We start from the raw sequence: 23,581 nt of genomic DNA, 5'->3' as shown, positions 1-23,581 counted from the left end.
GGTCTCCCCATCAGTCGAAGATCGCGCCGGGGTTCAGGATTCCATTCGGGTCGAAGGCCTGCTTGATCCGCCGCAGCAGCGCCACCTTCGTCGGGTCCTCGAGCTCCAGGTAGTGCCGCTTCTTCTCGCGGCCGATGCCGTGCTCGCCGGAGATCGCCCCGCCCAGCGCGATGCCGGTCTCGAACAGCGCGTGCAGCACCCGGTACCGGACGTCCGGGTCCTTCTGGAACACCGCCAGATGCACGTTGCCGTCGCCGGCGTGCCCGCAGCCGCCGATGAAGGTCTGGTTGTCCTGCGCGATCTCCAGCACCTTGGCGAAGAACTCGGGCAGCGCGGCCCGCGGCACCACGGTGTCGATCACGTCGTCGGCGCCGGCGGCCTTGGCGATGAAGAACGCCTTCTCCCGCGCCTCGATGAGCCGGCGCGCGGACGGCCCGGGCAGCACGTAGACGTCGGCCGCGCCCAGCCCGGTGAGCAGCTCCCCGACCGCCGCGATGTCCTCCTCGACCCGCTCGGCGGACCGGTTCTCCAGCATCACCACCAGATAGGCCTGCGAGCTTTCCCTTACCTGGTCCGGAATGCCGAGCTGCAGGTCGGAAGTGTGGATCATCGCGGCCATCGTGAAGCCGTCGATGAACTCCAGGATCAACGGGCCGACCCCGCTGTCCACCACCCTCGGCACGGCGCGGGTCACCTCGGTGAGATCGGCGAACGGGGCGAGCACGGTGGCCTGGTGCGACTGGCGCGGCTGCAGCTTCAGGATCGCCTCGGTGACCAGCGCCAGCGTGCCTTCGGAACCGACGATCAGCTGGGTCAGGTCGTAGCCGGTGCTGGCCTTGACGAACTTGCCGCCGGTGCGGATCACCTCGCCGGTGGGCAGCACCGCCTCCAGCCCGAGCACCTGGTGCCGGGTCACGCCGTAGCGGATCGCCCGCATGCCGCCGGCGTTGGTGGCCACGTTGCCGCCCAGGCTCGCGGACAGCTCCCCCGGGTACACCGGGTAGACCAGGCCCACCTCGGCGGTGCGCTCCTCCAGCTCGCGCAACGTCACGCCGGGCTGCACCACGGCGACGTGGTTCTCGGTGTCGATCTCCAGGACCCGGTTCATCCGCTCGAACGACACGAGGATGCCGTCGGCGCGCGGGATCGCCGATCCGGACAGGCCGCTGCCCGAGCCGCGTGCGGTGACCGGCGTGCCGGTCTCGTTCGCGGCGCGCAGGACGGCGGCGACCTCCTCGGCGCTCGAGGGCCGCACCACGTAGGCGGGCAGCACCGGCTCGGCGGAGAGCGACTCGTCGTGCGCGTAGTCCTCGGAGACGGCGTCCCCGGCCAGCACGTGCGCCTCACCGACGACCTCGGCCAGCAGGACCCCGATGTCCGCCATGACAACCCCTCCTTAACACCCCTGCCAGGGCTGACACTACAACGCCCGCGAGTCCCCACTTCACGCCCGCGAGTCCCCACTTCACGCACGCGAGTCCCCAGTTCAGGACCGCGAGTTCCCACTTCAGGACCGCGAGTTCCCGGTTCACGAATCGCGAATTCGCGTGCTGGAACCGGGGACTCGCGTGCTGGAACCGGGGACTCGCCGAGCTAGCCCGGCGTGGAGAGCGGCGACGGCGTCGGTGAGGATGCCCAGGAACCGGCGCACGGCAGGGGGTTGGCTGGTGCGGGCCGGGGTCGCGGCGTACACCGCGCGGGCCCGGGTGTCGTCCGGGTGCAGCCGCTTGATCAGGATGTCGGCCCGCGCGGTGCCGGCGGCCAGGCCGGGCACCAGGGTCACCCCCAGCCCGGCGGCCACCAGCCCGAGCTTGGCCGTCCACTCCGGTACCACGAAATGGACCTGCGGCTCGAACCCGCGCGGCAGACCGGTGCCGAGCAGGGTGTCCTCGGGGTTGCGCCACCCGGCGATCCACGGCTCGGCGGAGAGCTCGGCCAGCCGCAGGGTGCGCCGCCGGGCCAGCCGGTGCTCGCGCGGGAGGGCCACCAGGATCGGGTCGTCCAGCAGGTGGGTGAGCTCGAGCCCACCGGTGCCCAGCGACCGTCCGGGTGGGACGCTGAGCAGCCCGACGTCGAGCTCCCCTTGGTGCAGCTGGGAGATCAACCCGGAGGTGAGCCCTTCAGCAAGGGACAGCGCGACATTGGGGTGCCGCTCGTGGAAGGTTGCCATGGCGCGGGGCACCAGCTCGGCCTCCGCGGTGGCGAACGCGCCGATCCGCAGCCGCCCGGCGTCGACGTCGCGGAGCGCGGTCAGGTCCCGGCGGGCGGTGTCCAGCCGGCCGAGCACGGCCTCGGCGTGCTCGAGCAGGCAGCGGCCCTCGTCGGTGAGCAGGACGCCGCGCGGCACCCGGTCGAACAGCGCGCTGCCGGTGTCCGACTCCAGCGCGGCGATCTGCCGGGACACCGCGGACTGCGTGTAGCGCAACGATTCCGCCGCGGCGGTGAACGAACCCTGCCGCGCCACCTCGCGGAACACCTCGAGCCAGACGATCTCCACTTTCTCTCCCATGCCGTACTCGCATGGCGTGTATGCGAGACATTCACTTGTCGCATGTCTGGGTCCGAGCCTAGCCTCGGTCGCATGCTGCGCGTTGCTTTTCTCGGGCTGGGTCACATGGGGGCGCCGATGGCGCACCGGCTGGTAGCCGCCGGGCACGACGTCGCGGTCTGGAACCGGACCCGTGAGCGGGCGGCGCCACTGGCCCGGGAGGGGCGCGGGTGGCGGCGACGCCAGCCGCCGCGGTCGCCGGAGCGGACGTCGTGATCACCATGCTGTCCGGCCCGCCGTCGGTCGAGTCCGTCCTCTTCGGACCGGACGGCGCCGGCGCCGCGCTCGAACCGGGCTGCTGCCTGGTGGAGATGTCCACGATCGGTCCGGACGCGGTGCGCGACATCGCCGCCCGGCTGCCGTCGGGGGTCGGGCTGGTCGACGCTCCGGTCGCCGGCAGCACCCCGCAGGCGGAGGCCGGGCAGCTCCGGATTCTCACCGGGGGCGCGCCGGGCGACATCGAGCGGGTGACGCCGATTCTCGAGCGGCTCGGCACCGTGATCCGCTGCGGCGGCGTGGGATCCGGGGCGGCGGCCAAGCTGGTCGCCAACACCGCGCTGATCGCCGGGATGACGCTCCTCGGCGAGACCGTGCGCCTAGCCAATTCCCTTGGTGTGCCTCGGGATCTCGCGTTGCAGGTGCTCGGCGCCGGGCCGTTGGGCGGGATGCTGCAGCGCGCCCGGGCCGGCGGTGGCTTCTTCACGACGGACCTCGCCGCCAAGGACCTCGCGCTGGCCGTGGACGCGGCCGCGCTGCCGGTCGCCACCGCCGCGCTCGAGCAGGTGCGGGCGGCCGCCGTCGACCACGCCAAGGAGGACTTCCGCATCCTCACCAACCTGGGAGGAAACCCGTGACCGTCACCTTCGACAACCCGGCCACCGCGCCGGCCCCGCTGGCCGACCGCTACTCGAACGTCGCCGCGATCGACCTCGGCGCGGTGACCATGCTGGTGCTGGCCGGCCAGGCCGCGCTCGACCACGACGGCTCGATCGTGGGCACCGACGTCGCCACCCAGAGCGAGCAGATCTTCCAGGCTATCGGCGCGATGCTGGCTGCACACGGCGGCGGCTTCGAGCACGTGGTGAACATCCGGACCTACCTGACGGACATCGACGTGCTCAACGAATACGGCGCTGTGCGGCGGAAGTACCTGACCGGAACACCGCCGACCAGCACCACCATAGAGATCTCCCGCCTGTTCCGCCCCGAGGCGCTGCTGGAGGTGGAGGTCACCGCCGTCATCCCGCGCTAGATTCGGTTGCGTGACAACGGAGTTCGAGTTCGACGACGATCCGGGCCGGATCGATGTGGTCACGGTGTGGGCGTTCCTGTCCACACAGGCCTACTGGGGGCGGTGGCGGTCCCGGGACGATGTGGAGCGTCAGCTGTCCTCGGCGTGGCGGGTGGTCGGGGTGTTCCAGCGGGACACCGGCCGGATGGTCGGGTTCGCCCGGGCGGTGTCGGACGGGGTGGCGCTGGCTTATCTGGCCGACCTGTTCGTGCTGGACGAGGTGCGCGGCCGCGGCCTGGGCACGGCGCTGGTCCGCGAGATGATCGACAACGGGCCGGGCGCGGGGTTCCGGTGGATGCTGCACACCGCGGACGCGCACGGCCTGTACGAGCGGTTCGGGTTCAGCCGCCCGGATGGGACCTACCTGGAGCGGCCTGGTGGGCGGTCGGTGGTGCGGTGAATGCGTCCTTCCTCGTACGGAGCGTGAGAAAGGACGCATTCACCGCCCTTCCAGGAACGGGGTGAGCAGGCCGGGGACGGCTTCGTCGGCGAAGGCGAGGCCGTCGCCCTCGGCCACGTCGCGGATCAGGTAGGCGCCGCGGTTCGCGGCGGTGGTGGCGGTCAGCGTGATCAACCCGGCACGGCGCTGGAACGGGGAGCTGGTGACGGTCCAGCCGATCACACCGGCGCGCTGCAGGGCGACGGTGTGCCGGCTGCCGGCGCCGTACCTGGTCACGAGGAAACCGCCGGTGATGCCGTGGCCGAGGTTGCGGTAGGCGTCCAAGGCGAGCGCGATCGTCACCGGCAGGCCGATGACCAGGGCGATCCAGGCCAGGTGCAGGAACACGGCGCCGAGCAGCAGGCCGAGCAGGGCCAGCGCGGTCGAGGCGAGCAGCGTGCCGCCGAGCGCCCGGATCAGCCGGCGGCGTCGCGCGGCACGGGGGTGCGGCCGGAGGCGGGCCGTCTCGGTCGGCGGCGTGGGCTCGCCGAGGATCTCCGCCGCCACGCGATGGGCGACCGCGCGGGGTGCCGGTGGGAGCAGCGTCCTGGGGTCGCCGCGTTCGTCGTTCTCCTTGCCGCGCAACCCGGTCGCGACCGCGTCCACCTTGGCCGCGCCGAGCAGCCGGGCGCCGACCGGCTCGACCACCTCGACGCCGCGCAGCCGGCTTTCGTCAAGGGAGACCGAGCGCGTGGTGAGCAGACCGCGGCGGACCCGGAGCACGCCGTCCGCGCGGGTCAGCCGGTAGCCCCACCACAGCTCGACGAACAGCGCGAGCGAGCCGAGCACCCCGATGATCACCCCGGTGAGCACCAGCAACGCGATCATCACGGGCACCGGCAGATCGCGCAGCAGCGCGCCGGCCTCGCCGAGCACGGTTCGCCTGAGCCCGAACCAGTCGGACAGCTGCAGCAACCCGCCGAACGCGGCGGCGCCGAGGATCGGGGTGGTCACCGAGACCGGCGCGTACCTGATCCACGACCAGTTCAACGCGGCGATCGCGCCGGGCTTCTCCGGCTGCTCAGTAGGGGCGGGCCGGGCGAGCAGCTCGGCGCGCAGCCGCTCGGCGAGGCGCACGTCGAGTGGATTCAGCACGAGCTGGGTGTTGTCGCCGGCCTGCTGCCCGGTGCCGATCTGCACCTTGACCACCCCGAACAGCCGGCGCAGCGGGTTGGCGGTGAGGTCGACGGTACGGATCCGGTCCCGCGGCACGGACCGGAGCCGGTGCACGATCCAGGAGAAGCGCAGCTCCACCCGCTCCTCGGTGATCCGGTACCGGGTATGACTCCAGCGCAGCCGGTCCCCCAGCGCGGCCAGCCCGACCAGCGCCAGGATTCCCGCCGCCACCAAGGTGATCACCAGCCACAGCGGCCGCCCGTCACCCCGGATCCCCGCGGACACCGGCACCGCGCTGCCCAACCCGACCCCGGCCGCGAGCAACGCGGTCACCGCGGGGCTCCGCCGGTCGAGCTGTGTCCATCGGCTCGCTGTGTTTGATTGGCTCGCTCCGCTCGCGGGAGCGGGCCTTGACGCGGTGTCTTCCTTCCTGCGCTGCTCGGTCGCCGGTGTTGATACCGACCCCCTGACGGGGCCCACCCCCTCCTCCTCGCTCCCTGCGCTGCTCGTCAGTCCAGACACCGCCGGCCCGCTCGGTTCGTTGCTCATGTGGCGTCTCCGCGGGTGGCTTGGGTGGTGGCGGTGAGCTGGCGGACCAGGTCGGCGGCGAGCTCGTGGTCCAGGCCGGCGATCTTGATGGGGCCGGCGGCGGAGGCGGTCGTGACGGTGACGCTGGAAAGCTTGAACAGCTGCTCGAGTGGGCCGCGTTCGGTGTCGACGGTCTGGATCCGGGACATCGGGGCGATGCGCCACTCCTGCCAGAGCCACCCGGTCTTGACGTAGACCGCGTCGTCGGTGGCCTCCCAGCGGTGCACCCGGTAGCGCCACAGCGGCACCACGATCGCGTACGGGATGCCGGCGGCGAGGACGACGATCATGGCCAGCAGCAGCCAGAACCGGGCCGGGCCGATGATCATCGCGAGCACGCCGAGGACCAGCGCGGGGATGACCGCCTCGAGCAGCTCCTGCGTGGTCCACCACCAGATGGCCCGGCGCTCGACGCAGTTGCGGGGCGGCCGCAGGGTCACCGTGGAGGTTGGCATACGGCCTTGCTACCACGTCCGCCTGCCACGCGTGGGCTATCGATGTGTGGTGGACTCGGCTAGGTTTCGCAGCCATGAAGCGTGCGCTGACCACCGCCGTTCTCGTACCGCTCGCTCTCGCCCTGCTGCCCGCCGCCGCGAGCGCCGCACCGGAGGGTCACGGGCTGGCCTGGACGCTCTCCCCGACCGGGGTCACCGCCCAGTTCCGCGGGCTGTCCGCGGTCAGCCGGCGGGTGGCCTGGGTCAGCGGCAGCCAGGGCACCGTGCTGCGCACCACCGACGGCGGGAAGTCCTGGCGCAACGTCTCCCCGCCGGACGTCGCGACCCTGCAGTTCCGCGACATCCAGGCGTTCGACGCGAGCACCGCCGTCATCCTGAGCATCGGCACCGGTGAGGACTCCCGGGTCTACCGCACCACCGACGGCGGCGCGCACTGGACCGAAACGTTCCGCAACACCGACCCGAACGCGTTCTACGACTGCGTCGCGTTCTTCGACCGCCGGCACGGGCTGGCGCTCTCCGACCCGGTGGACGGCAAGTTCCGCGTACTGTCCACTTCGGACGGCGGTGCTTCGTGGAACGTCCTGCCCAGTACCGGAATGCCGCCCGCCCTGGACGGCGAGTTCGCCTTCGCCGCCAGCGGCCAGTGCCTCTCGGTGGCCGGCGGCCGGGACGCCTGGGTCGCCACCGGCGGCGGCGCGCAGGCCCGGGTGCTGCACTCCCGCGACCGCGGCCGCACCTGGACGGCCAGCGTCACGCCCCTGGCGAGCAGCGGCAGCGCCGGCGTCTTCGCCACCGCGTTCCGCGACCCGCACACCGGGGTCGCGGTCGGCGGCGACTTCCTCAACCCCACCAACGGAGTCGACGCGCTGGGCCTGACCCGCGACGCCGGCCGCACCTGGACCGAACCGGCCACCGCGCCCGCCGGCTACCGCTCCGGCGTCACCTGGTGGAAGCACGACGCACTGCTCGCCGTCGGCCCCACCGGCAGCGACGCCAGCTTCGACGGCGGCCACCACTGGCGCCAGTTCGACGCGGGCACCTTCGACTCGGTGGACTGCACGCCCGACGGCGCGTGCTGGGCGTCCGGCGCACAGGGCCGGGTGGCCACGCTCGGCTAGGGAGGGAAGCACCGTGACGTTGCTTCCCTATGTGGCGCGGACGAACTCGACGATGTGCGCGGCGAGCGCCTCGCCGGCGTCCTCCTGCAGAAAGTGGCCCGCGCCCTCGATGACGGGGTGCGTGCGCCCGGCCGCACCAGCCGCGTGGCGTTGCAGGATCGCGCCCATCGGGCCGGTGATCGGGTCGCCGTCGCTGAACGCCACGAGCATCGGGATCGGGAGCGTGCCGAGGGCGGCCCAGGCGGCGCGGTTCGCCTCGCTCGCCGGGTCGTCCGGCGAGGTGGGCACCAGGCCGGGCATGGCGCGGGCCGCGGCCAGGTAGGAGTCGTCGGGGAACGGGGCGTCGTAGCCGGCGAGCACCTCCGGCGGCAGCGGGGTGCGGCAGCCGGCCTGGACGAAGCGGCCGATGTCGAGCCGCGGCGCGCTCTGGATCGCGGCGCGGAACTGGTGCCAGATTTCGGGCATGGGATGGTCGCCGGTGGGCAGGCCGGTGTTGGCACAGACCAGCCGGGCGAACCGGTCGGGGTGCTCGGCGGCCAGGCGCAGCCCGATCAGGCCGCCCCAGTCCTGGCCGACCAGGGTCACCGACCGGAGGTCGAGGACGTCGAAGGCGAGCGCGCGCATCCACTCGACGTGCCGGGCGTAGGTGTGGTCGGCCTGGCTCACCGGCTTGTCCGAGCGGCCGAAGCCGACCAGGTCCGGGCAGACCACGCGCAACCCGGCCGCGGTCAGCACCGGGATCATCTTGCGGTACAGGAACGACCAGCTCGGCTCGCCGTGCAGGCAGAGCACGACCTCGCCGCCGGCCGGCCCGTCCTCCACCCAGGCGACCCGGAGCCCGCCGCCGAGCTCGGCGTAGTGCGGTGGAAACGCGAACTCCGGCAGACCGCCGAAGCGGTCCGCCGGAGTGCGCAGCGTCTCCATGAGATCAGGCGGTCTGGTCGACGACCGCGGCCTCAGGAGCGTTCTTCTTGATCGACTCGATCCCGTTGATGGCGCTGGCCTTGGACTCGTACGCCTCGCCGACCGCGATGATCTCGCCGTTGCCGGCCTTGAGGCGGAACCGGAACTTACCCTGCGCGTCGTTGTACAGCTCGAACTTGCCGGCCATGGCGCACTCCTTCGTTCGACGATCAACCGGTGTTGGGGACGGCGGCCATCCTGCCACTGGGCCGTGCGGTCCCGCAGCCGGATCAGGCAGTCACCCGCCGCGGCAGCCGCAGCGCCAGCAGCGCGCCGGCCGCCACCACGACCGCGCCGACCACCACCGCCGGCACCAGACCGTCCACGAAGGACGCCCGGCTGCCGTAGTCGCCGTAGGAGGCGAACACCGACGCCAGCACCGCGACACCCATGGCCACGCCGACCTCGCGGACGGTGTTGTTCGTTCCGGACGCGACGCCGTGCGCGTCCGGACGGACGCTGCCGAGCACGGTCGTGGTCATCGGCGCGAACGTCAGGCCCATGCCGACACCGGCCAGCACGAACGGGGCGACGAGCGCGCCGTAGCCGACGTCGACGGAGCTGGCCAGGGCGATCCACAACAGACCGGCGGCGAGCAGCGTCTGGCCGGCGACGATCAGCGTGCGGGCGCCGATCCGGTCGACCAGGAGCCCGGCCACCGGCGCGACGAACATCGGCGCGAGCGTCCACGGCAGCGTGCGCAGGCCCGACTCCAGCGGGCTCAGCCCCTGCACCACCTGGAAGAACTGGGCCAGTAGGAACACCGCGCCGAACGCGCCGACGGCGAACGTGAACGAGATCGCATTGACCACGCTGAAGGCGCGCGAGCGGAACAGCCGCAGCGGGAGCATCGGCGCGGCCGCCCGGCGCTCCCAGGCAAGGAAACCGGCGAGCAGGGTTGCGCCACCGATCAGCGCGGTCAGCACGCCGGTCGACGTCCAGCCGTCGTCCGCGCCGTTGATGACGCCCCACACCAGGGCCAGCACCCCGGCCGAGGACAGCACCAGCCCGATCGGGTCGAGTTTGGACACCGCGCCTCGGGACTCGCGCAGCACCATGGCGGCCAGCGGCACCGCGATGATCCCGACCGGGACGTTCAGCCAGAAGATCCAGTTCCAGGTGAGCCCATCGGTCACCGCCCCGCCGACCACCGGTCCGACCGCGACACCGAGCCCGCTGATGCCGCCCCAGATGCCGACCGCGGCGTTGCGCAACCGCTCCGGAACCGCGGCGGCCAGCAACGTCAGCGACAGCGGCATGACGGCGGCGGCCGCCGAGCCCTGCACCGCCCTGGCCGCGGTGAGCATCCACGGCTCGGTGGCCACCGCCGCGGCCGCGGAGGCCAGCGTGAACACCGAGATGCCGGCCAGGAACACCCGGCGCCGCCCGAGCCGGTCGCCGATCGCCGAGGCGGTGAGCAGCAGCGCGGCGAAGGCGAGCGTGTAGGCGTTGACGAACCACTGCAGGTCGGCCAGCGACGCGTGCAGCTCCGACTTGATCACCGGCAGCGCGGTGGTGACCACCAGGTTGTCCAGCGTGACCATGAACATCGGTATCCCGACGGCGGCGAGCACGGCCCACAGCGGGGCCGCGCGGCGGAGAGGCTCTTCGGGGGTCGGGGATTCGCGTTCCAGAACGGCCGTGCTCATCGTGCGCTCCTAGTTGTAATCCACTGATAACTAATCCAGCGACAAAGTAGCTATCGACTGATAACATGTCAAGCGACCGATCGTGAGGAGCGCACATGGCCACCACCCGGACCCGGCTGACCGCGGCCGAGCGCAGCGAGCAACTGGTCGGCGCGGCCGTCACCGCGTTCGCCAACGCCGGCTACGCGGGCACCACGACCGACGACGTGGCGCGACTGGCCGGGGTCTCCCAGCCCTACGTGATCCGGCTGTTCGGCTCCAAGCAGCGGCTGTTCATCGCCGCCGTCGAGCACGCCTGCGGCCGGATCGAGCAGTCCTTCCGGGAAGCGCTGCTGGCCGACCCGGACCTGCACAGTGTCGGCGAGGCGTACCAGGACCTGCTCGCCGAGCGCGACCTGATGGCCGTCCTCCTGCACGGGTTCGCGGCCAGCTCCGAGCGGGACATCGGACCGGTGGTGCGCAAGGGTTTCGGTCGGATCTACCAGGTGATCAGGGACCATTCCGAGGCCTCGCCCGAGGAGATCCGGGACTGTCTGGGCGTCGGCATGCTGCTCACCGTGCTCGCCACCATGCAGATCATCGGCCCGGACCCGGTTCCGCACGACACCTGGATGACCGAGCTGACCGACTCCTTCGACGACGAGACGTGTGAGCCGCCCGAGTGAGTTTGTCGGTGGTCTGTGCGAGGCTCACCGGCATGACATCGTGGCAGGATCTGGTCGCCGCCGAGCCCGAGTTCGCCGAGCGGGTACGGGCCCGGTTCACCGTCGCCAAGCACTGCACCATGGCGACGCTGCGCAGCGACGGCTCGCCCCGGATCAGCGGCACCGAGGTCGAGTTCGGCGACGGCGGGCTGTTCCTCGGCAGCATGCCCGGCGCGGTCAAGGCCCTCGACTTACGCCGCGATTCCCGCCTGGCCCTGCACTCACCCACGGTCGAGCCACCCGAGGGGAATCCCAGTTCGTGGCCCGGTGAAGCCAAGATCGCCGGCCGCGCCCACGAGGTGAGCAACCCCGACCGCGAGGACCCCTCCCACCGCTTCCGCATCGACATCACCGAAGCCGTCATCACCCACCTCGACGAGGCAGCCGAACGCCTCGTCATCGAAAGCTGGCACCCCGGCCGCGGCCTCGAACGGCGAACCCGCGACTGAGATGCGCGATGTAGTGATTGCCGTGCACGGGGGTGCGGGGACGTTGCCGCGCGGGAGCATTTCGGCGGAGGAGGAGCGGGGGTTTCGGGACGGGTTGGAGCGGGCGCTCCGGGCCGGGGTCGCGCTGATCGACGCGGGGCGGGCGAGCCTGGACGCGGTGGAGGCGGCGGTGCGGGTGCTTGAGGATGATCCGCACTTCAACGCGGGTCGGGGCGCGGTGTTCGATGCCGACGGCGGCCACGAGCTGGACGCGTCGATCATGGATGGGCGCGACCTGCGGTGCGGCGCGGTGGCCGGGGTGCGCAATACGCGGAACCCGATCTCGTTGGCGCGCCTGGTGATGGAGCGCTCCGGGCACGTCATGATGGCCGGCTCGGGCGCCGACATCTTCGCGTTGCGCAACGGCGTGCCGTACACCACCCAGGATCACTTCTTCACCCGGCGCCGCTGGGACGCGCTGATCGCGGCGAAGGACGGGCAACCGGCCGCGGCGGTGGCGATCGGGGAGACCGTCGGGGCGGTGGCGGTCGACCGCAACGGCGACGTGGCCGCGGCGACCTCGACCGGCGGGATGACCAACATGCTGGTCGGGCGGGTCGGCGACTCCCCCGTCATCGGAGCCGGCACTTACGCCGACAACCGCACCCTGGCGATCTCCTGCACCGGCACCGGCGAGGGGTTCATCCGCGGCGTGGCCGCCTACGACGTCTCCGCGCTCATGGAGTACACCGGCGCCGCCGTCCAGGACGCGGCGGCCCGCGTGATCACCGAGAAGATCCCCGCGCTCGGCGCCACCGGCGGCGCGATCGCCCTGGATCCGCACAGCATCCTGGCCACGCCGCACAGCACCCCCGGCCTGATCAACGGCTACCTCACCCGCGACGGCACCATCGTCACCCGGCTCTACGACGACGAGACACCTACGCGTTAAGGGATGATTCGCCGGTGACCTCGACGTGGCCGCGGACCGCCGGCGAGCCCGAGCAACGCCGAGATCGACAAGGCGAAGACCGTGCGGCAGAAGCTCGATCCCGCAGACCAGGCCGCGGTCCGGTCGGCGATCGAGGCGATGGACTGCGCCGCCCCGGATCCGCTGCGCCTGCACGACGACCCGGCGCTCCCGCTGGTCGCCTGCGACCGGCGAAATACCTGCTGGACAAGGCATTCCTCACCGGCGACGACGTGGCTAGCGCCCACGCGGAGGTCGACGGCACCGGCGGCGGAGGCTGGGTCGTGAACATCTCCTTCCGCGACGACGGCGCCAGGGCATGGGCCGACTTCACCACGCAGAACGTCGGCCAGCAGGTGGCCATCGTGATCAACGCCCCGCTGACCCGCGAGTTCGACGCTCCAGCAACCGAGTCGGACGCTCCAGCAACTGAGTCGTACCGTCGGGCAACTTGGTCCGAAGTTACGAATGATCAACTGCTTGCACATCAGGTTTGAGCTGGGCAGACGATCTCGAGCGGCGGTTTCCTGATGCGACGAAAGCGTCCTTGGTCACCCTGGGCGTGACAAGGGACGCATTCGCCACACTCGGTCCACCATCGAGGTTCTACGCAGAGTCACAGCAACTTCGGCTGAGTCGTACTCGCCGGGGGGTGGGATTTCCGGAATCATGCCGGGTATGACGCTCGTGCTCGGGATCGACTCGTCGACTCAGTCGACCAAGGCTCTGGTGATCGATGCGGAGACCGGGACGGTCGTCGCGGAGGGGCGGGCCGGCCATCCGGACGGGACCGAGGTGGCTCCCGCGGCGTGGTGGGAGGCCTGCCGGGTGGCGATTGCCCAGGCTACGAGCGGCCTCGCCGAGCCGGTGGCGGCGGTCGCGGTGGGCGGGCAGCAGCACGGGATGGTCGCGCTGGACTCCGGCCGCGAGGTGGTGCGGCCGGCCCTGCTGTGGAACGACACCCGCTCGGCTGGGCAGGCGACTCGGCTCGTCGAAGACAAGGGCGCGGCGTGGTGGGCCGAAATTACCGGTTCTGTTCCGGTAGCCAGCTTCACCGTGACCAAGCTGGCCTGGCTCGCCGAGCACGAACCGGGGAACGCCGACAGGGTCGCCGCAGTGGCCCTGCCGCACGACTGGTTGACGTGGAAGCTGACCGAGGCGCCGGAACGGTTCACGACCGACCGCGGGGACGCCTCCGGCACCGGGTACTACTCGCCGCGGACCGGCGAGTGGCTGCCCGAGGTGTTCGAGGCGGCGTTCGGCGGGCGCCGGCCGGAGCTCCCCCACGTGCTGGGGCCGGCCGAAGCCGCGGGCCGCACGCCGGACGGCGCGATCATCGGGCCGGGCACCGGGGACAACATGGCCGCGGCGCTCGCCCTCGACCTCGCGCCCGGCGACGTGGTGGTCTCGCTCGGCACCTCCGGCACGGTGTTCGCCAGTGTGACGGACCCCCCGGCCGACCCGTCCGGCCTGGTGGCCGGGTTCTGCGACGCCACCGGACGGTACCTGCCGCTGGTCTGCACGCTCAACGCCGCCCGGGTGCTCACCGCTGCCGCGACCCTGCTCGGCACCGACCTCGCCGGCGTCGACTCCCTTGCCCTGCAAGCAAAGCCGGGCGCGGGTGGGCTGGTCATGCTGCCCTACCTGGAAGGCGAGCGGACCCCGAACCTGCCGGACGCCACCGGCACGCTGACCGGCCTGCGCGGCGGCAACATGACGCCGGAGAACGTGGCCCGGGCCGCGGTCGAGGGCATGCTCTGCGGTCTCGCCGACGGCCTGGCCGCGCTGCGCACCACCGGCGTCGAGGTGAAGCGGGTGCTGCTGATCGGCGGCGCTGCCCGGTCCGCCGCGGTGCAGACCGTCGCCGCGGGCCTGTTCGGCGTCCCGGTCGAGCTGCCCGAACCGGGCGAGTACGTCGCGCTCGGCGCCGCCCGCCAGGCCGCCTGGGTGCTCTCCGGCGACCCCGAGCCGCCCGCCTGGCACCGTCCAATCAGGACACTCGAGCCGGCGGACAACCCGGAGGTGCTCGACGCCTACAACCGCGCCCGCGAGGCGGTGCATGGCTAAACGGCGCGGGGTGCGATGAAGGGGGCCTTTCTCACCGTCAGCGTGAGGAAGGCCCCCTTCATCGCCCTCTAGACCCCGAACGTGAGCGCGGCAGTGAGCCCGGACGACACATCCCCGGCGACGGTGGCCATCTGGCGGTCGTAGCCGTCGCTGAACACCATGTCGCGCTGCAGCGACGTCTGCGCCAGGTTGCGCACGCTGGCCTCGTATCCGCTGGTCGCGTAGACGGTTCGGCAGACGTCCTCGGGCAGCGCCAGTTGCGAGGTCTTCAGCTTGGTCCCAGCCTTGGTGGCCTCCGCGAGGCTCGGGTAGACCTCGAAATGGATGTGCGGCCAGCGTCCCGAGTAGGCGGCCGGGAAGATGCTGGTGAACTTGATCGCACCGGAGGCGTCGGCGGCCTGCACCCCGCGCAGGTAGTTCTCGTTGGTCACCGCCTGGGAGTACAGCGAGTAGTTGCCGGCCCGGTCGCAGTGCCACAGGTACACCGCGGCGCCGGCGAGCGCGGTGTCGGTGTCCGCCTCGAGCACGGTCAGGTTGATCGTCAACGGGATCCCGGCGGCGACGCCGGACGCCGAGCCGAAGCTGGACCGGATGTCGCTGCGCACGATTCCGGTCTCCGTCAACACGTTCGGACCGTTCGAACCGTCGCCGGGGTACGGACCGCCGGTCTCCTGCGGGATCTCGTCGACCGCCGCACCCGCCGCTGCGGAGGTCAAAGTTGAAGTCGTTGCGCCGCTTGAGGTTCCACCGGTCGCGGTGGTCCCGGAGTTGCTGGCGCAGCCGGCCAGGACGGCGAGCCCGGCGCCGCCGAACAGAGCGAGGGCCCGCCGCCGGCTGCGCAGCGTGGCCAGGTCGAACTCCAGTCCCCGATCGTGATCATGCATGGCTGGCTTGCCTTTCCCTGAGGCGTCGAAACCGATCGTGGGGGCCGGGTCTCGGTCAGGGCTGAGCATTGGCTGTGCGTTTGCTGTCAGCTACAACCCCATGGTGGTCCGCGGGTAGGCGACGGCCGGGTCGGTGACCACGTTGACAAGGTAGGGCACCCCGGCGTCGAGCGCGCGTTCGATCGCGGGCCCGAGCTGGCCGGGCGCGGTGACCAGTTCGCCGGCGCCGCCGAGGGCGCGGACCACCTCGTCGTAGCGGGTCATCGGGGCGAGGTCGGCGGCGACGTCGTAGCCGTAGAGGAACCGCATCGGGTGCTTCTCCAGGGCCCAGATGCCGTTGTTGCCCACGATGATCACGACCGGGAGCCGGTGGCGGACCAGGGTGTCCACGTCCATCAGGGAGAACCCGGCGGCGCCGTCGCCGAGCAGCAGCACGACCGGGGCGTCCGGCCGGGCGATCCGCGCGCCGATCGCGTAACCGAGGCCGGTACCCAGGCAGCCGTAAGGGCCGGGGTCCAGCCAGCAGCCGGGGCGGCGCGGCTCGACGAACCGGCCGGCGAACGAGACGAAGTCGCCGCCGTCGCCGATGATCACGGTGTCGTCGCTGAGCCGCCGGATGAGCTCGCCGTAGATCCGGGCCGGGTGCACGGGATCCGCGTCGCTGCCCAGTTCCTCCGCGTCGGCGGCGACCGCGGCGTCCGCGGTCTGGCGCAGCTCCGCGACCCACTCCGCATAGGACGCCGGTCGCCAGGCGGCGGCCAGGCCGTCCAGCACAAGGGTGAGGTCGCCGGACGCGGAGGCGGCCAGCTCGACGTGCGCGGCGAACTGCCCGGGCGCGTCGGTGAGCTGGCAGACGGCGGCGAAGTTGCCGTAGCCGAGCCGGAAATCGAGCGGCGCACCCACCACGATCACGAGGTCGGCCTCGCGGAACGCCCGCGAGCGCGCCCGGGTGACCAGCAGCGGGTGGCCGGCCGGCAGGACGCCGCGGCCCATCCCGTTGGCGATCACCGGCAGGCCCATCGCCTCGGCCGCCCGGCGCGCCGCGTCCTCCGCGCGGTTCGTCCACACGTCCGAGCCCAGTACCAGCACCGGCCGGCTGGCCGCGGCGAGCGCCCGGGCCACCCGGTCGACCCCCTCCGGGTCGGGCATCACCGGCTCCCGCGGGGTGATCCGTGGGAGGTCGACCTCGGTGTGGCTGAACAGCACGTCGATCGGGACGTCGAGGAAGACCGGCCCGCGGTGCGGGGTCGCGGCCAGCCGCAGCGCCGCGTCGACCGCGCCCGGGATCGCTTCGACCGAGCCGACCGTGCCGGCGTGTTTGGTCACCGGTGCCAGCATCGGCGGATGGTCGAGCTCCTGCAGGGCGCCGCGCCCCCATCCGGTGTTCGCGGCGCGGCCGCCGAGCACCAGCAGCGGGGAGCCGTTGAAATGGGCGGTGGTGAGGGCGCTCATCCCGTTCGTGACGCCCGGGCCGGCGGTCAGCACGGCCAGGCCCGGGGTGCGGGTCAGCTTGGCGGTCGCCTCGGCGGCGAACACGGCGGTCTGCTCGTGCCGCACGTCGAGGATGCGCATCGGCGGCTCACCCTTGACCGCCCCGTCGTAGAGCGGAAACACGTGCCCGCCGGACAGCGTGAACATGGTCTCGATGCCGTGCGCCGTCGCCACCGCCGTGGCGAGCTGCCCGCCGTGTGCCATTCGGGCAAGCTACAGCCCCGCGAGCGCGACCACGCCGCCGGTGCTGACCGCGACCGCGCCCGGCACGCCGATCAGCCCGTGGCTCGGATCGAGCAGGAACAGCAGGGCGTCGACCGGGTTCTGCTCGATCTCCTCCCGGCTGCGCACCGGAACGCCGATCCGGTCCGCGGTCTCGTCGTAGCGGCGCAGTGCCGCGGCGGTCAGCGCCCGGGCGTCGGTGACGGCGAGCAGGATGTCGGTGGTGATCCGGTAGGTCTGTGCGGTGTTGGTGTCCATGCCACCAGGGAACCCGGGATCACCTGCCGTGCCAAGGCGTTCACGCCGAGATACGGGATAGTTCCGGGGCACCCCTAGGGTGTGGACCCGGAGGCCTTCGCCGTGCGTTTCCTCGGCGTGGCGGGCTTCTTGGGCTCTTCCCGGGTGGACGGCAGGTAGCGCCGGCCGAGGTTGTCCTCTGTGGACGGCCCTGGTTCCCAGGTGGCGATCCACGGCCCGGTGCCCTCGCTCGGGTCGATGATGCCGGCCTCCAGCCAGGTGTACTTTCCGTCCAATGTGGATACCGCGAGCGCGTGGTCGGCGTCGTCGGTGTTGCTGAACAGGGCGTCGAACAGCCGCTCCACCCGCAGCCGCGCCTGCTGGCAGAACACGTCGGCCAGCTCGTACGCCGCGGCGCCCTCGGTCGCGTCCCGACCGCGCTGCATCTCCGCGCGCACGCAGGCCGCGGCCATGGCGAACAGCTCCGCACCGATGTCGACGATCCGGCCGAGGAAGCCCTGCCGCTTCTCCAGCCCCGCCTGCCACCGGGCCATGCCGTAGAACGTCGACCGGGCCAGCTTCCGCGCGTTTCGCTCGACGTAGCGCAGGTGTGTCGCGAGTGGACCGAACTCGCGGAAAGACGTTGGCAGCTGGCCCTTTCCGGTGACGAGCTGCGGTAGCCACTTGGCGTAGAAGCCGCTCGCCCTGGCCGCCGCGCGGGCCTTGCGCTTCACGTCCGCCTCCGGGTCGGCCAGGTCACCAGCCGCCTTGAGGTGCGCGTCCACCGCCTCGCGGGCCACCAGCAGGCGCATGATCTCGCTGGAGCCCTCGAAGATCCGGTTGATCCGCAGGTCCCGGACGAGCTGCTCGGCCGCCACCGCCCGCTCCCCGCGCCGGGCCAGCGACTCGGCGGTCTCGTATCCGCGCCCGCCGCGGATCTGCACCAGCTCGTCGCCGATGATGTGCGCCATCTCGCTGGCCCACAGCTTCGCCAGTGCCGCCTCGATGCGGATGTCGTTGCGGCCCTCGTCGCTCATCTGCCCGGAGAGGTCCAGCACGGCCTCCAGCGCGTACGTGGTGGCCGCCATGAACGCCAGCTTGCCGGCCACCGCGCCGTGCCTGCCGACCGGCTTTCCCCACTGCACCCGGACGTTCGACCACTCCCGGGCGATCTTGAGCGACCACTTCCCGGCGGCGGTGCACATGGCCGGAATGGACAGCCGGCCGGCGTTCAGCGTGGTCAGCGCGATCTTGAGGCCCTCGCCCTCGCGCCCCACCAGGTTCTCCTTGGGCACCCGCACCTGGTGGAACCGGGTCACGCCGTTCTCGATGCCGCGCAGCCCCATGAACGAGTTGCGCCGCTCGATCGTGATGCCGGGCGAGTCGACCTCGACGATGAACGCGGAGATCCCGCCGCGGTGCCCGTCGGACTTCGGCACCCGGGCCATCACCACCACCAGCTCGGCGACGACACCGTTGGTGGTCCACAACTTCACGCCGTCCAGCAGGTAGGCCGCGCCGTCCTCGGTGGGCACCGCGGTGGACGCCATCCGCGCCGGGTCGGAGCCGACGTCGGGCTCGGTCAGCAGGAACGCGGTCACCGCGCCCTTCGCGCAGCGCGGCAGGAACTTCGCCTTCTGCTCGGGCGTGCCGGCAAGCTTGAGCGGCTCGGGCACGCCGATCGACTGGTGCGCGGACAGCAGCACCGAGATGCTCGGGTGCACGCCGCCGACCAGCATCAGCGCGCGGTTGTAGGCGATCTGGGTCAGCCCCAGGCCGCCGTACTCCTCCGGGATCTTGATGCCGAAGCAGCCGAGATCGGCGAAGCCCTTGACGTACTCGTCGGGAATCCGGTCCTCACGCTCGATCACCGTGCCGTCCAGCGTTTCGCAGTACTCCCGGAGCTGGCTGAGGAAAGCGTCCGCCTTCTCGGTCGACTCCTTGTCCGGCAAGGGATGCGGGTGAATCAGGTCGAGGCGGAACCGGCCCAGGAACAACTCCTTGCAGAACGACGGTTTCGCCCAATCGGCCTCCCGGGACGCCTCGGCGAGCGCCCTGGCTTCCTTCTCCGTTACGTGCGCGTCATTGCCCACTTCGCCGCCTCCTCGGGTGTTACCCATCGGTAGCCTATGGGCGAAACTACTCTTCAGTTGTGGCTACGTCACCCGCCACATCCACCGCCGGACGCGCCCGCGGCCATCGCGAAGAACAGCAGGAACACGCTGGAGAACAGCAGCAACGCCAGGGCCGCCCCCAGCCAGTACGGAAAACGGCGTTCTTCCATGCCTACCGGACGTGCAGGCGGCCGATGTGGTTGCGCGTCACCACTTCTGGTCGGGGCTGACCGCCTTGCCCTCGTCGGGGTCCCAACCCCAGCCGACCTGGTAGGCGTGGTCCTCGTCCCGCGGAACGGGCTTGCCCTCGCCCGGATCCCAGGCCCAACCCGCCTCGTAGGCCTGCTCCTCGGTGTACGGCTCGGGCATGCCGGTGTTCGGGTTCCACGCCCAGCCGGCCTCGTACGCCTCTTCCTCGGTGGTCGGGATCATGCTCGAAACCCCTTCGTCGCTCGGGCCACCGCACCGGACAGCGGTCGCTGACCGGACTATGCCGTCCGCCCCGGCGCGGGTGAAGCGTCCGCCGCGCATCCTGTCCGATCGCCCACCCGAACGGGCAGGTCACTCACTCAGCCAGGGGATACCCAGCTCGCGCGCGGTCCTTCGGCCGATCTCGCGCAGCTCGTCCGCCTCCGGCCCGGCCGGCAACTCCCCCGCCAGCGCGATCTGCGCCGCCGCCACCTGCGGCCGGGCCCCGAGCGCCGCCCGCAGCTGAAGCGACCGCCGGAGCAAGGCGATTCCCCGCTCCCGGTCGCCCTCCCGGTTGATCGCCTGATCACCCTGATGCCTGACCACATAGGACTCCAGAAACACGTCCCCGGTGTCGCGCGCGAATCGGGCCGCCCTCTGGTAGCCCGCGGCGGAGTTGACACCGTCGTCGTGCAGGTTCTCCGTGGCGATGGCGCCGTGGAAGGTGGCCCAGCCCGCGAGCCGGGCATCCTGGGCGGCGCGGGCGAACCCGGCGACCGGGTCATCCATGATCGGCTCACCATCGAGCGTGAACAGCTGGCGCCAGTACTCGAGCTGGGCCTTCAACAAGGTGGCAAGCGCGGTGCCGGCGATGGCGTCGACCGCCTCGACGGCCTCATCCACCGGATCAAGCCGGAACACGTGCCGCTCCACCAAGATCTCGGCGCGCAGCTCGCTCGCGTTCCCGTCGATCAGCTCCAGCGCCGCACCCCACTGCCCGGCCCGCTGCAAGTGCCGCGCCTTCGCCAGCCCCGGATCGGCAAGGTAGGCGTCATCAGGCGTCATGCCACCTACACTCCCATGCGGTACCGTAGGCGGTCAAATGCGCTACGAGGACTACATCGGCAACCTGGCCCGGCTCGCCGTCGAGCTGGTCAACACCGGCACCGCCGACCACCTGACCGGCGTCGACGCCGCCCTCCTCACCGAGCACGCCGTCACCCGCCCCACCCCCACCGAGCTCGCGCCCCTGCTCCTCCAACTCCGCCCCGCCGTAGCCGCCGTCGCCGACGCCACCGACCCCGCCCCGGTCAACCGCCTCCTCCGCACCTACCCCCCGCGCCTCCGCATCAGCACCCACGACGGCCACCCCCACCTCCACCACGCCCCCAACGGCGAAACCCCCATCCCCTGGCTCGGCCGCAGCTGCGCCGCCGCCCTGGCCCACATCACCTGCGGCGCCCCAGAACTCAGAATCGGCCGCTGCCAAGCCACCCCCTGCCCCCACTTCTTCGTTGACCAATCCCGCAACCACAGCCGCCGCTTCTGCTCCAACACCTGCGCCAGCCGCACCACCGTCGCCGCCCACCGCGCCCGCCGCACCCACAACCCCTGATCCGGCATCCACGTGCAAATTGCGATGCAACACTTGCCGCCGGCCCAGCGACCCTCTCCGCAGGACCCAAGATCGGCCACTCCCAGGAGAGCGCAGCCATGGCCCAACCGCTGCAGTACCCGACGACCCCGCCACCGCCCACCGCGCCACCACCCCGCAACGGCCTGGGCACCGCCGGGTTCGTCCTCGGCCTCATCGGTCTGATCTTCTCGCCGATCCCGATCATCGGCGTCGTCGCCTGGCCCCTGGTCATCCTCGGCCTGATCTTCTCCCTCATCGGCCTGCGCCGAGCCGGCAACCGCCTGGCCACCAACCGCGGCCTCGCCATCGCCGGCCTCGTGTGCTCGGCGGTCGGCCTGGCCATCTGCATCCTCTGGGCCGTCGCCTTCGGCAAGGCCGCCAACGACATCCGCAACGAGTCCAACCGCGAAGCCACCATCCGCTACGAAGTCACCGGCAACACGCCGGGCGCCACCATCACCTACTCCACCTGGGGCGACACCCTCACCCAAAACCAGGAAACCGCCGCGACCCTCCCCTGGACCAAGGAACTCAAGGTCAAAGGCCTCCTCAAAGGCGGCACCCTCACCGTCACCGCCCCCCCGACCGGCGGCACCATCTCCTGCAAAGTCACCATCGACGGCAACGAAACCAAGACCGCCACCGCCACCGGCCCCTTCGCCACCGCCAGCTGCACCGGCTTCTGACCCCGCCCACTGTCCCCACCCCCACCACCTCGGTACACTCCCCAGGGCAGCCAACCCCAGGACCACCACCTGGGGTTGTCCTGTCTCCGGGGCGGTAGCTCAGCCGGTTAGAGCAGGGGACTCATAATCCCTTGGCCGTGGGTTCGAGTCCCACCCGCCCCACCACGTAGCTCTCATTCAAACCACGCACCGTACAAATCAATGTACGGTGCATGTTCTTATGTTCACTGTCCGCTACAACGCCCTGGTCGCCGTACGTCGCCCGGAACACGCTGGACGGGGCGGGTTCTGTCGGTGATGTCCTCTATCGTCTCTGGTGAGATGGGCGCGCCTGGGGCGTTCTGGGACGCCTGGGCGGTGTCTTCTGGCCTGGTCAGCGCCGGCATGATGATCGTGTTGCCGCTGTCGAGGAGGGCAGCGAACGGTTCGGTCAGCTCGTAGCGCTCTACCGAGCCGTCTTCGCTGATGAACAGCTTCTCGAAGAAGCCTTGGTTGATCTGCCGCCGGACGTGATCGGGTGCGGTGAGGTAGGCGGCTTGGCAGTTGCCGGCTGCGGTCAGTGCGGCGGTCAAGGTGGCCTCGACGTGGCTGCTGCTGGCTTTGGCGGCCGTGATCTCGACGTCGGCCTCGACCAGTTCGCGGGTCAGGCGCTTCATCTCGCTGGCGAGAAGGTCTTGGGGAACAGCGCCGGCATAGTGGGCTTGAAGGAGCTTCTGACGTTCGTCCTGGACTCGCTGCTTACGCTTGAGGGCGCGTTTCAGGCTGCGGGCGGATTCATCCTGCTGGCTGGCCAACTCTTCTCGGACGGCCTCGCGGATCTGCTCGGCGCGCTCGGGTGGGAGGTGGAAGTTTGCGTAGAAGCCAGCGATGCTGTTCTCGATTCTTTCGAGGCGCACGGCGGGGCGGTGGCAGTTGTTCTGCTTGGTTTTCTTCTTGAGGCACATGAAGTACTGGTAGGTGCCGCCTCTGCCGGTGTTTTGGGAGAAAACTAGGCGAGCACCGCAACTTGAGCAGAAGATGGTGCCGCGCAGGTAGTGGGGGTGGGTGCGGTCTTTCTCGCCGACGTGGTTGTGGGCGGCGAGGACGTCTTGAACGGCCAGCCAGACGTCGGGCTCAACGAGCGCCGGGTGTTTGCCTTCGTAGTGGATGCCTCGGTAGCTCACAACGCCCATGTAGTACGGGTTGGCGAGCATGTGGTAAATGGTGGTGAGTCCGATTGGGCCGCCGGGGGTAGTAGCGGTGGGCCGGCTGGTTAAGCCTTTGGCTTGGGCTGCCAGTGTCAGGTCGATCGCGCTCCATTCGCCTGTGGCGTACTGTTCGAGGCACCACCGGATGATCTCGGCTCGCTCGGGATCGAGTTCGACCCAGGAGTACTCGACGCTGTTTCTGGTTTCGCGTCGGTTGAGGTAGCCCAGGGGTGCCCGGTACGGTGTGCCGCCTTCCTCGGCTTTGCGGACGAGCCCCTTCATGACTTCGAGGGCGAGATTGCCGGAGTAGAACTGGGCGATCTCGGCCATGAGGCCATAAAGGAGTTTGCCGGTCGGCGTGTCGTCGATGTTCTCGGTGCAGGAGATGAGCGTGACGCCATGTCGTTTTAGCAGCAAGTTGATAGCGATGTCATCTTCGCGGTTACGGGCGAGCCGGTCGATTTTGTGCACGATGACGTAGTCCGGCTTCATCGTCTTGATGTCCGTGAGCATCTGTTGTAGCTGGTCACGCTGCGCTGATCGGGCCGACTCGCCCGCATCGACGTATTCCTGCTCGATGACGGCCCCCAGTTCGG

At 71.0% G+C, this 23,581-nt stretch carries 26 protein-coding genes, 1 tRNA gene and 1 pseudogene; 13 read left to right on the top strand and 15 right to left on the bottom strand.

Annotated elements, in window-relative coordinates; genetic code table 11:
* Window positions 1-10 precede the first annotated feature (10 nt).
* Complete coding sequence (locus tag VGR06_RS10750; protein ID WP_327558860.1) at window positions 11-1,384, bottom strand: FAD-binding oxidoreductase; 1,374 nt, start codon at window positions 1,382-1,384, stop codon at window positions 11-13.
* 144 nt (window positions 1,385-1,528) lie between these two features.
* Complete coding sequence (locus VGR06_RS10745; RefSeq protein WP_327558859.1) at window positions 1,529-2,509, bottom strand: LysR family transcriptional regulator; 981 nt, start codon at window positions 2,507-2,509, stop codon at window positions 1,529-1,531.
* Window positions 2,510-2,551: 42 nt separating this feature from the next.
* On the opposite strand from VGR06_RS10745, the pseudogene VGR06_RS10735 reads away from it, so the two are divergent.
* The 3 genes and pseudogenes from VGR06_RS10735 to VGR06_RS10725 all read left to right on the top strand — a co-directional run bounded on the left by VGR06_RS10735 (window position 2,552) and on the right by VGR06_RS10725 (window position 4,239).
* A pseudogene (locus VGR06_RS10735) lies at window positions 2,552-3,402 on the top strand (NAD(P)-dependent oxidoreductase).
* On the top strand, window positions 3,399-3,800 hold the full coding sequence (locus VGR06_RS10730) for a RidA family protein (RefSeq protein ID WP_327558856.1): 402 nt from the start codon (window positions 3,399-3,401) through the stop codon (window positions 3,798-3,800). The pseudogene VGR06_RS10735 and the gene VGR06_RS10730 overlap by 4 nt, the downstream one beginning before the upstream one ends.
* A gap of 10 nt (window positions 3,801-3,810) precedes the next feature.
* Window positions 3,811-4,239, top strand: coding sequence for a GNAT family N-acetyltransferase (locus VGR06_RS10725; RefSeq protein WP_327558855.1), 429 nt, complete (start codon window positions 3,811-3,813; stop codon window positions 4,237-4,239).
* A 39-nt stretch (window positions 4,240-4,278) separates the two neighbouring features.
* On the opposite strand, the gene VGR06_RS10720 is transcribed toward VGR06_RS10725, so the two are convergent.
* Both VGR06_RS10720 and VGR06_RS10715 read right to left on the bottom strand, forming a co-directional pair.
* Window positions 4,279-5,727 carry a PH domain-containing protein gene (locus VGR06_RS10720; protein ID WP_327558854.1) on the bottom strand — a complete coding sequence of 483 codons (1,449 nt, stop codon included), beginning with the start codon at window positions 5,725-5,727 and terminating at the stop codon, window positions 4,279-4,281.
* A 212-nt stretch (window positions 5,728-5,939) separates the two neighbouring features.
* A complete protein-coding gene (locus tag VGR06_RS10715; RefSeq protein ID WP_327558853.1) occupies window positions 5,940-6,437 on the bottom strand; it encodes a PH domain-containing protein in 498 nt (165 codons plus the stop codon).
* A gap of 74 nt (window positions 6,438-6,511) precedes the next feature.
* On the opposite strand from VGR06_RS10715, the gene VGR06_RS10710 reads away from it, so the two are divergent.
* Complete coding sequence (locus VGR06_RS10710; RefSeq protein WP_327558852.1) at window positions 6,512-7,558, top strand: oxidoreductase; 1,047 nt, start codon at window positions 6,512-6,514, stop codon at window positions 7,556-7,558.
* A 27-nt stretch (window positions 7,559-7,585) separates the two neighbouring features.
* Here VGR06_RS10710 and VGR06_RS10705 read toward each other — a convergent pair whose 3' ends face one another.
* The 3 genes from VGR06_RS10705 to VGR06_RS10695 all read right to left on the bottom strand — a co-directional run bounded on the left by VGR06_RS10705 (window position 7,586) and on the right by VGR06_RS10695 (window position 10,170).
* On the bottom strand, window positions 7,586-8,482 hold the full coding sequence (locus tag VGR06_RS10705) for a haloalkane dehalogenase (protein ID WP_327558851.1): 897 nt from the start codon (window positions 8,480-8,482) through the stop codon (window positions 7,586-7,588).
* A 4-nt stretch (window positions 8,483-8,486) separates the two neighbouring features.
* The gene (locus tag VGR06_RS10700; RefSeq protein ID WP_327558850.1) at window positions 8,487-8,669 is read right to left on the bottom strand and encodes a YegP family protein; all 183 of its coding nucleotides are present in this window, start codon (window positions 8,667-8,669) and stop codon (window positions 8,487-8,489) included.
* Between the two features lie 82 nt (window positions 8,670-8,751).
* A complete protein-coding gene (locus VGR06_RS10695) occupies window positions 8,752-10,170 on the bottom strand; it encodes a DHA2 family efflux MFS transporter permease subunit (protein WP_327558849.1) in 1,419 nt (472 codons plus the stop codon).
* 95 nt (window positions 10,171-10,265) lie between these two features.
* Here VGR06_RS10695 and VGR06_RS10690 point away from each other — a divergent pair, with 95 nt between their 5' ends.
* From VGR06_RS10690 to xylB, 6 genes are all read left to right on the top strand, one after another.
* Complete coding sequence (locus tag VGR06_RS10690; RefSeq protein WP_327558848.1) at window positions 10,266-10,835, top strand: TetR/AcrR family transcriptional regulator; 570 nt, start codon at window positions 10,266-10,268, stop codon at window positions 10,833-10,835.
* Window positions 10,836-10,867: 32 nt separating this feature from the next.
* Window positions 10,868-11,323 carry a pyridoxamine 5'-phosphate oxidase family protein gene (locus VGR06_RS10685; protein ID WP_327558847.1) on the top strand — a complete coding sequence of 152 codons (456 nt, stop codon included), beginning with the start codon at window positions 10,868-10,870 and terminating at the stop codon, window positions 11,321-11,323.
* Window positions 11,324-11,345: 22 nt separating this feature from the next.
* Window positions 11,346-12,254 carry an isoaspartyl peptidase/L-asparaginase gene (locus VGR06_RS10680; RefSeq protein ID WP_327558846.1) on the top strand — a complete coding sequence of 303 codons (909 nt, stop codon included), beginning with the start codon at window positions 11,346-11,348 and terminating at the stop codon, window positions 12,252-12,254.
* An 81-nt stretch (window positions 12,255-12,335) separates the two neighbouring features.
* Window positions 12,336-12,560, top strand: coding sequence for a hypothetical protein (locus VGR06_RS10675; protein ID WP_327558845.1), 225 nt, complete (start codon window positions 12,336-12,338; stop codon window positions 12,558-12,560).
* Entirely contained in the window at window positions 12,506-12,769 is a 264-nt protein-coding gene (locus tag VGR06_RS10670) for a SecDF P1 head subdomain-containing protein (RefSeq protein WP_414637221.1), read from the top strand. The genes VGR06_RS10675 and VGR06_RS10670 overlap by 55 nt, the downstream gene beginning before the upstream one ends.
* Window positions 12,770-12,950: 181 nt before the next feature.
* Window positions 12,951-14,339 carry a xylulokinase gene (gene xylB, locus VGR06_RS10665; protein WP_327558843.1) on the top strand — a complete coding sequence of 463 codons (1,389 nt, stop codon included), beginning with the start codon at window positions 12,951-12,953 and terminating at the stop codon, window positions 14,337-14,339.
* Between the two features lie 68 nt (window positions 14,340-14,407).
* Here the strand turns inward: xylB and VGR06_RS10660 are convergent, their stop codons facing one another.
* The 7 genes from VGR06_RS10660 to VGR06_RS10630 all read right to left on the bottom strand — a co-directional run bounded on the left by VGR06_RS10660 (window position 14,408) and on the right by VGR06_RS10630 (window position 20,541).
* Window positions 14,408-15,223, bottom strand: a complete 816-nt coding sequence (locus tag VGR06_RS10660) for an intradiol ring-cleavage dioxygenase (RefSeq protein WP_327558842.1) — start codon at window positions 15,221-15,223, stop codon at window positions 14,408-14,410.
* Window positions 15,224-15,313: 90 nt separating this feature from the next.
* Window positions 15,314-16,918: an acetolactate synthase gene (locus VGR06_RS10655; protein WP_327558841.1), complete on the bottom strand. Its 1,605-nt coding sequence runs from the start codon at window positions 16,916-16,918 to the stop codon at window positions 15,314-15,316.
* A gap of 9 nt (window positions 16,919-16,927) precedes the next feature.
* Window positions 16,928-17,194, bottom strand: coding sequence for a hypothetical protein (locus VGR06_RS10650; protein ID WP_327558840.1), 267 nt, complete (start codon window positions 17,192-17,194; stop codon window positions 16,928-16,930).
* 74 nt (window positions 17,195-17,268) lie between these two features.
* Window positions 17,269-19,266 (bottom strand): acyl-CoA dehydrogenase family protein, encoded by a 1,998-nt coding sequence (locus VGR06_RS10645; RefSeq protein ID WP_327558839.1) that lies wholly within the window; start codon window positions 19,264-19,266, stop codon window positions 17,269-17,271.
* A gap of 68 nt (window positions 19,267-19,334) precedes the next feature.
* Entirely contained in the window at window positions 19,335-19,457 is a 123-nt protein-coding gene (locus VGR06_RS10640; protein ID WP_327558838.1) for a hypothetical protein, read from the bottom strand.
* Between the two features lie 37 nt (window positions 19,458-19,494).
* Window positions 19,495-19,719, bottom strand: a complete 225-nt coding sequence (locus VGR06_RS10635; RefSeq protein WP_327558837.1) for a hypothetical protein — start codon at window positions 19,717-19,719, stop codon at window positions 19,495-19,497.
* A gap of 129 nt (window positions 19,720-19,848) precedes the next feature.
* Window positions 19,849-20,541: a hypothetical protein gene (locus VGR06_RS10630; RefSeq protein ID WP_327558836.1), complete on the bottom strand. Its 693-nt coding sequence runs from the start codon at window positions 20,539-20,541 to the stop codon at window positions 19,849-19,851.
* 37 nt (window positions 20,542-20,578) lie between these two features.
* On the opposite strand from VGR06_RS10630, the gene VGR06_RS10625 reads away from it, so the two are divergent.
* From VGR06_RS10625 to VGR06_RS10615, 3 genes are all read left to right on the top strand, one after another.
* Window positions 20,579-21,091 carry a CGNR zinc finger domain-containing protein gene (locus VGR06_RS10625; protein WP_327558835.1) on the top strand — a complete coding sequence of 171 codons (513 nt, stop codon included), beginning with the start codon at window positions 20,579-20,581 and terminating at the stop codon, window positions 21,089-21,091.
* Window positions 21,092-21,189: 98 nt separating this feature from the next.
* On the top strand, window positions 21,190-21,798 hold the full coding sequence (locus VGR06_RS10620; protein ID WP_327558834.1) for a DUF4190 domain-containing protein: 609 nt from the start codon (window positions 21,190-21,192) through the stop codon (window positions 21,796-21,798).
* An 88-nt stretch (window positions 21,799-21,886) separates the two neighbouring features.
* Window positions 21,887-21,963, top strand: a tRNA-Ile gene (locus tag VGR06_RS10615).
* A gap of 59 nt (window positions 21,964-22,022) precedes the next feature.
* Here VGR06_RS10615 and VGR06_RS10610 read toward each other — a convergent pair.
* Window positions 22,023-23,581 (bottom strand): recombinase family protein (locus tag VGR06_RS10610; protein WP_327558833.1); only part of this gene is annotated, 1,559 nt, incomplete at its 5' end.

Origin of the sequence: Actinophytocola sp. (genome assembly GCF_036002505.1) — a bacterium.
GTDB lineage: Bacteria > Actinomycetota > Actinomycetes > Mycobacteriales > Pseudonocardiaceae > DASYTH01.
Note: the sequence above shows the minus strand (reverse complement) of the source record. Positions and strands in the feature narration are given on the sequence as shown.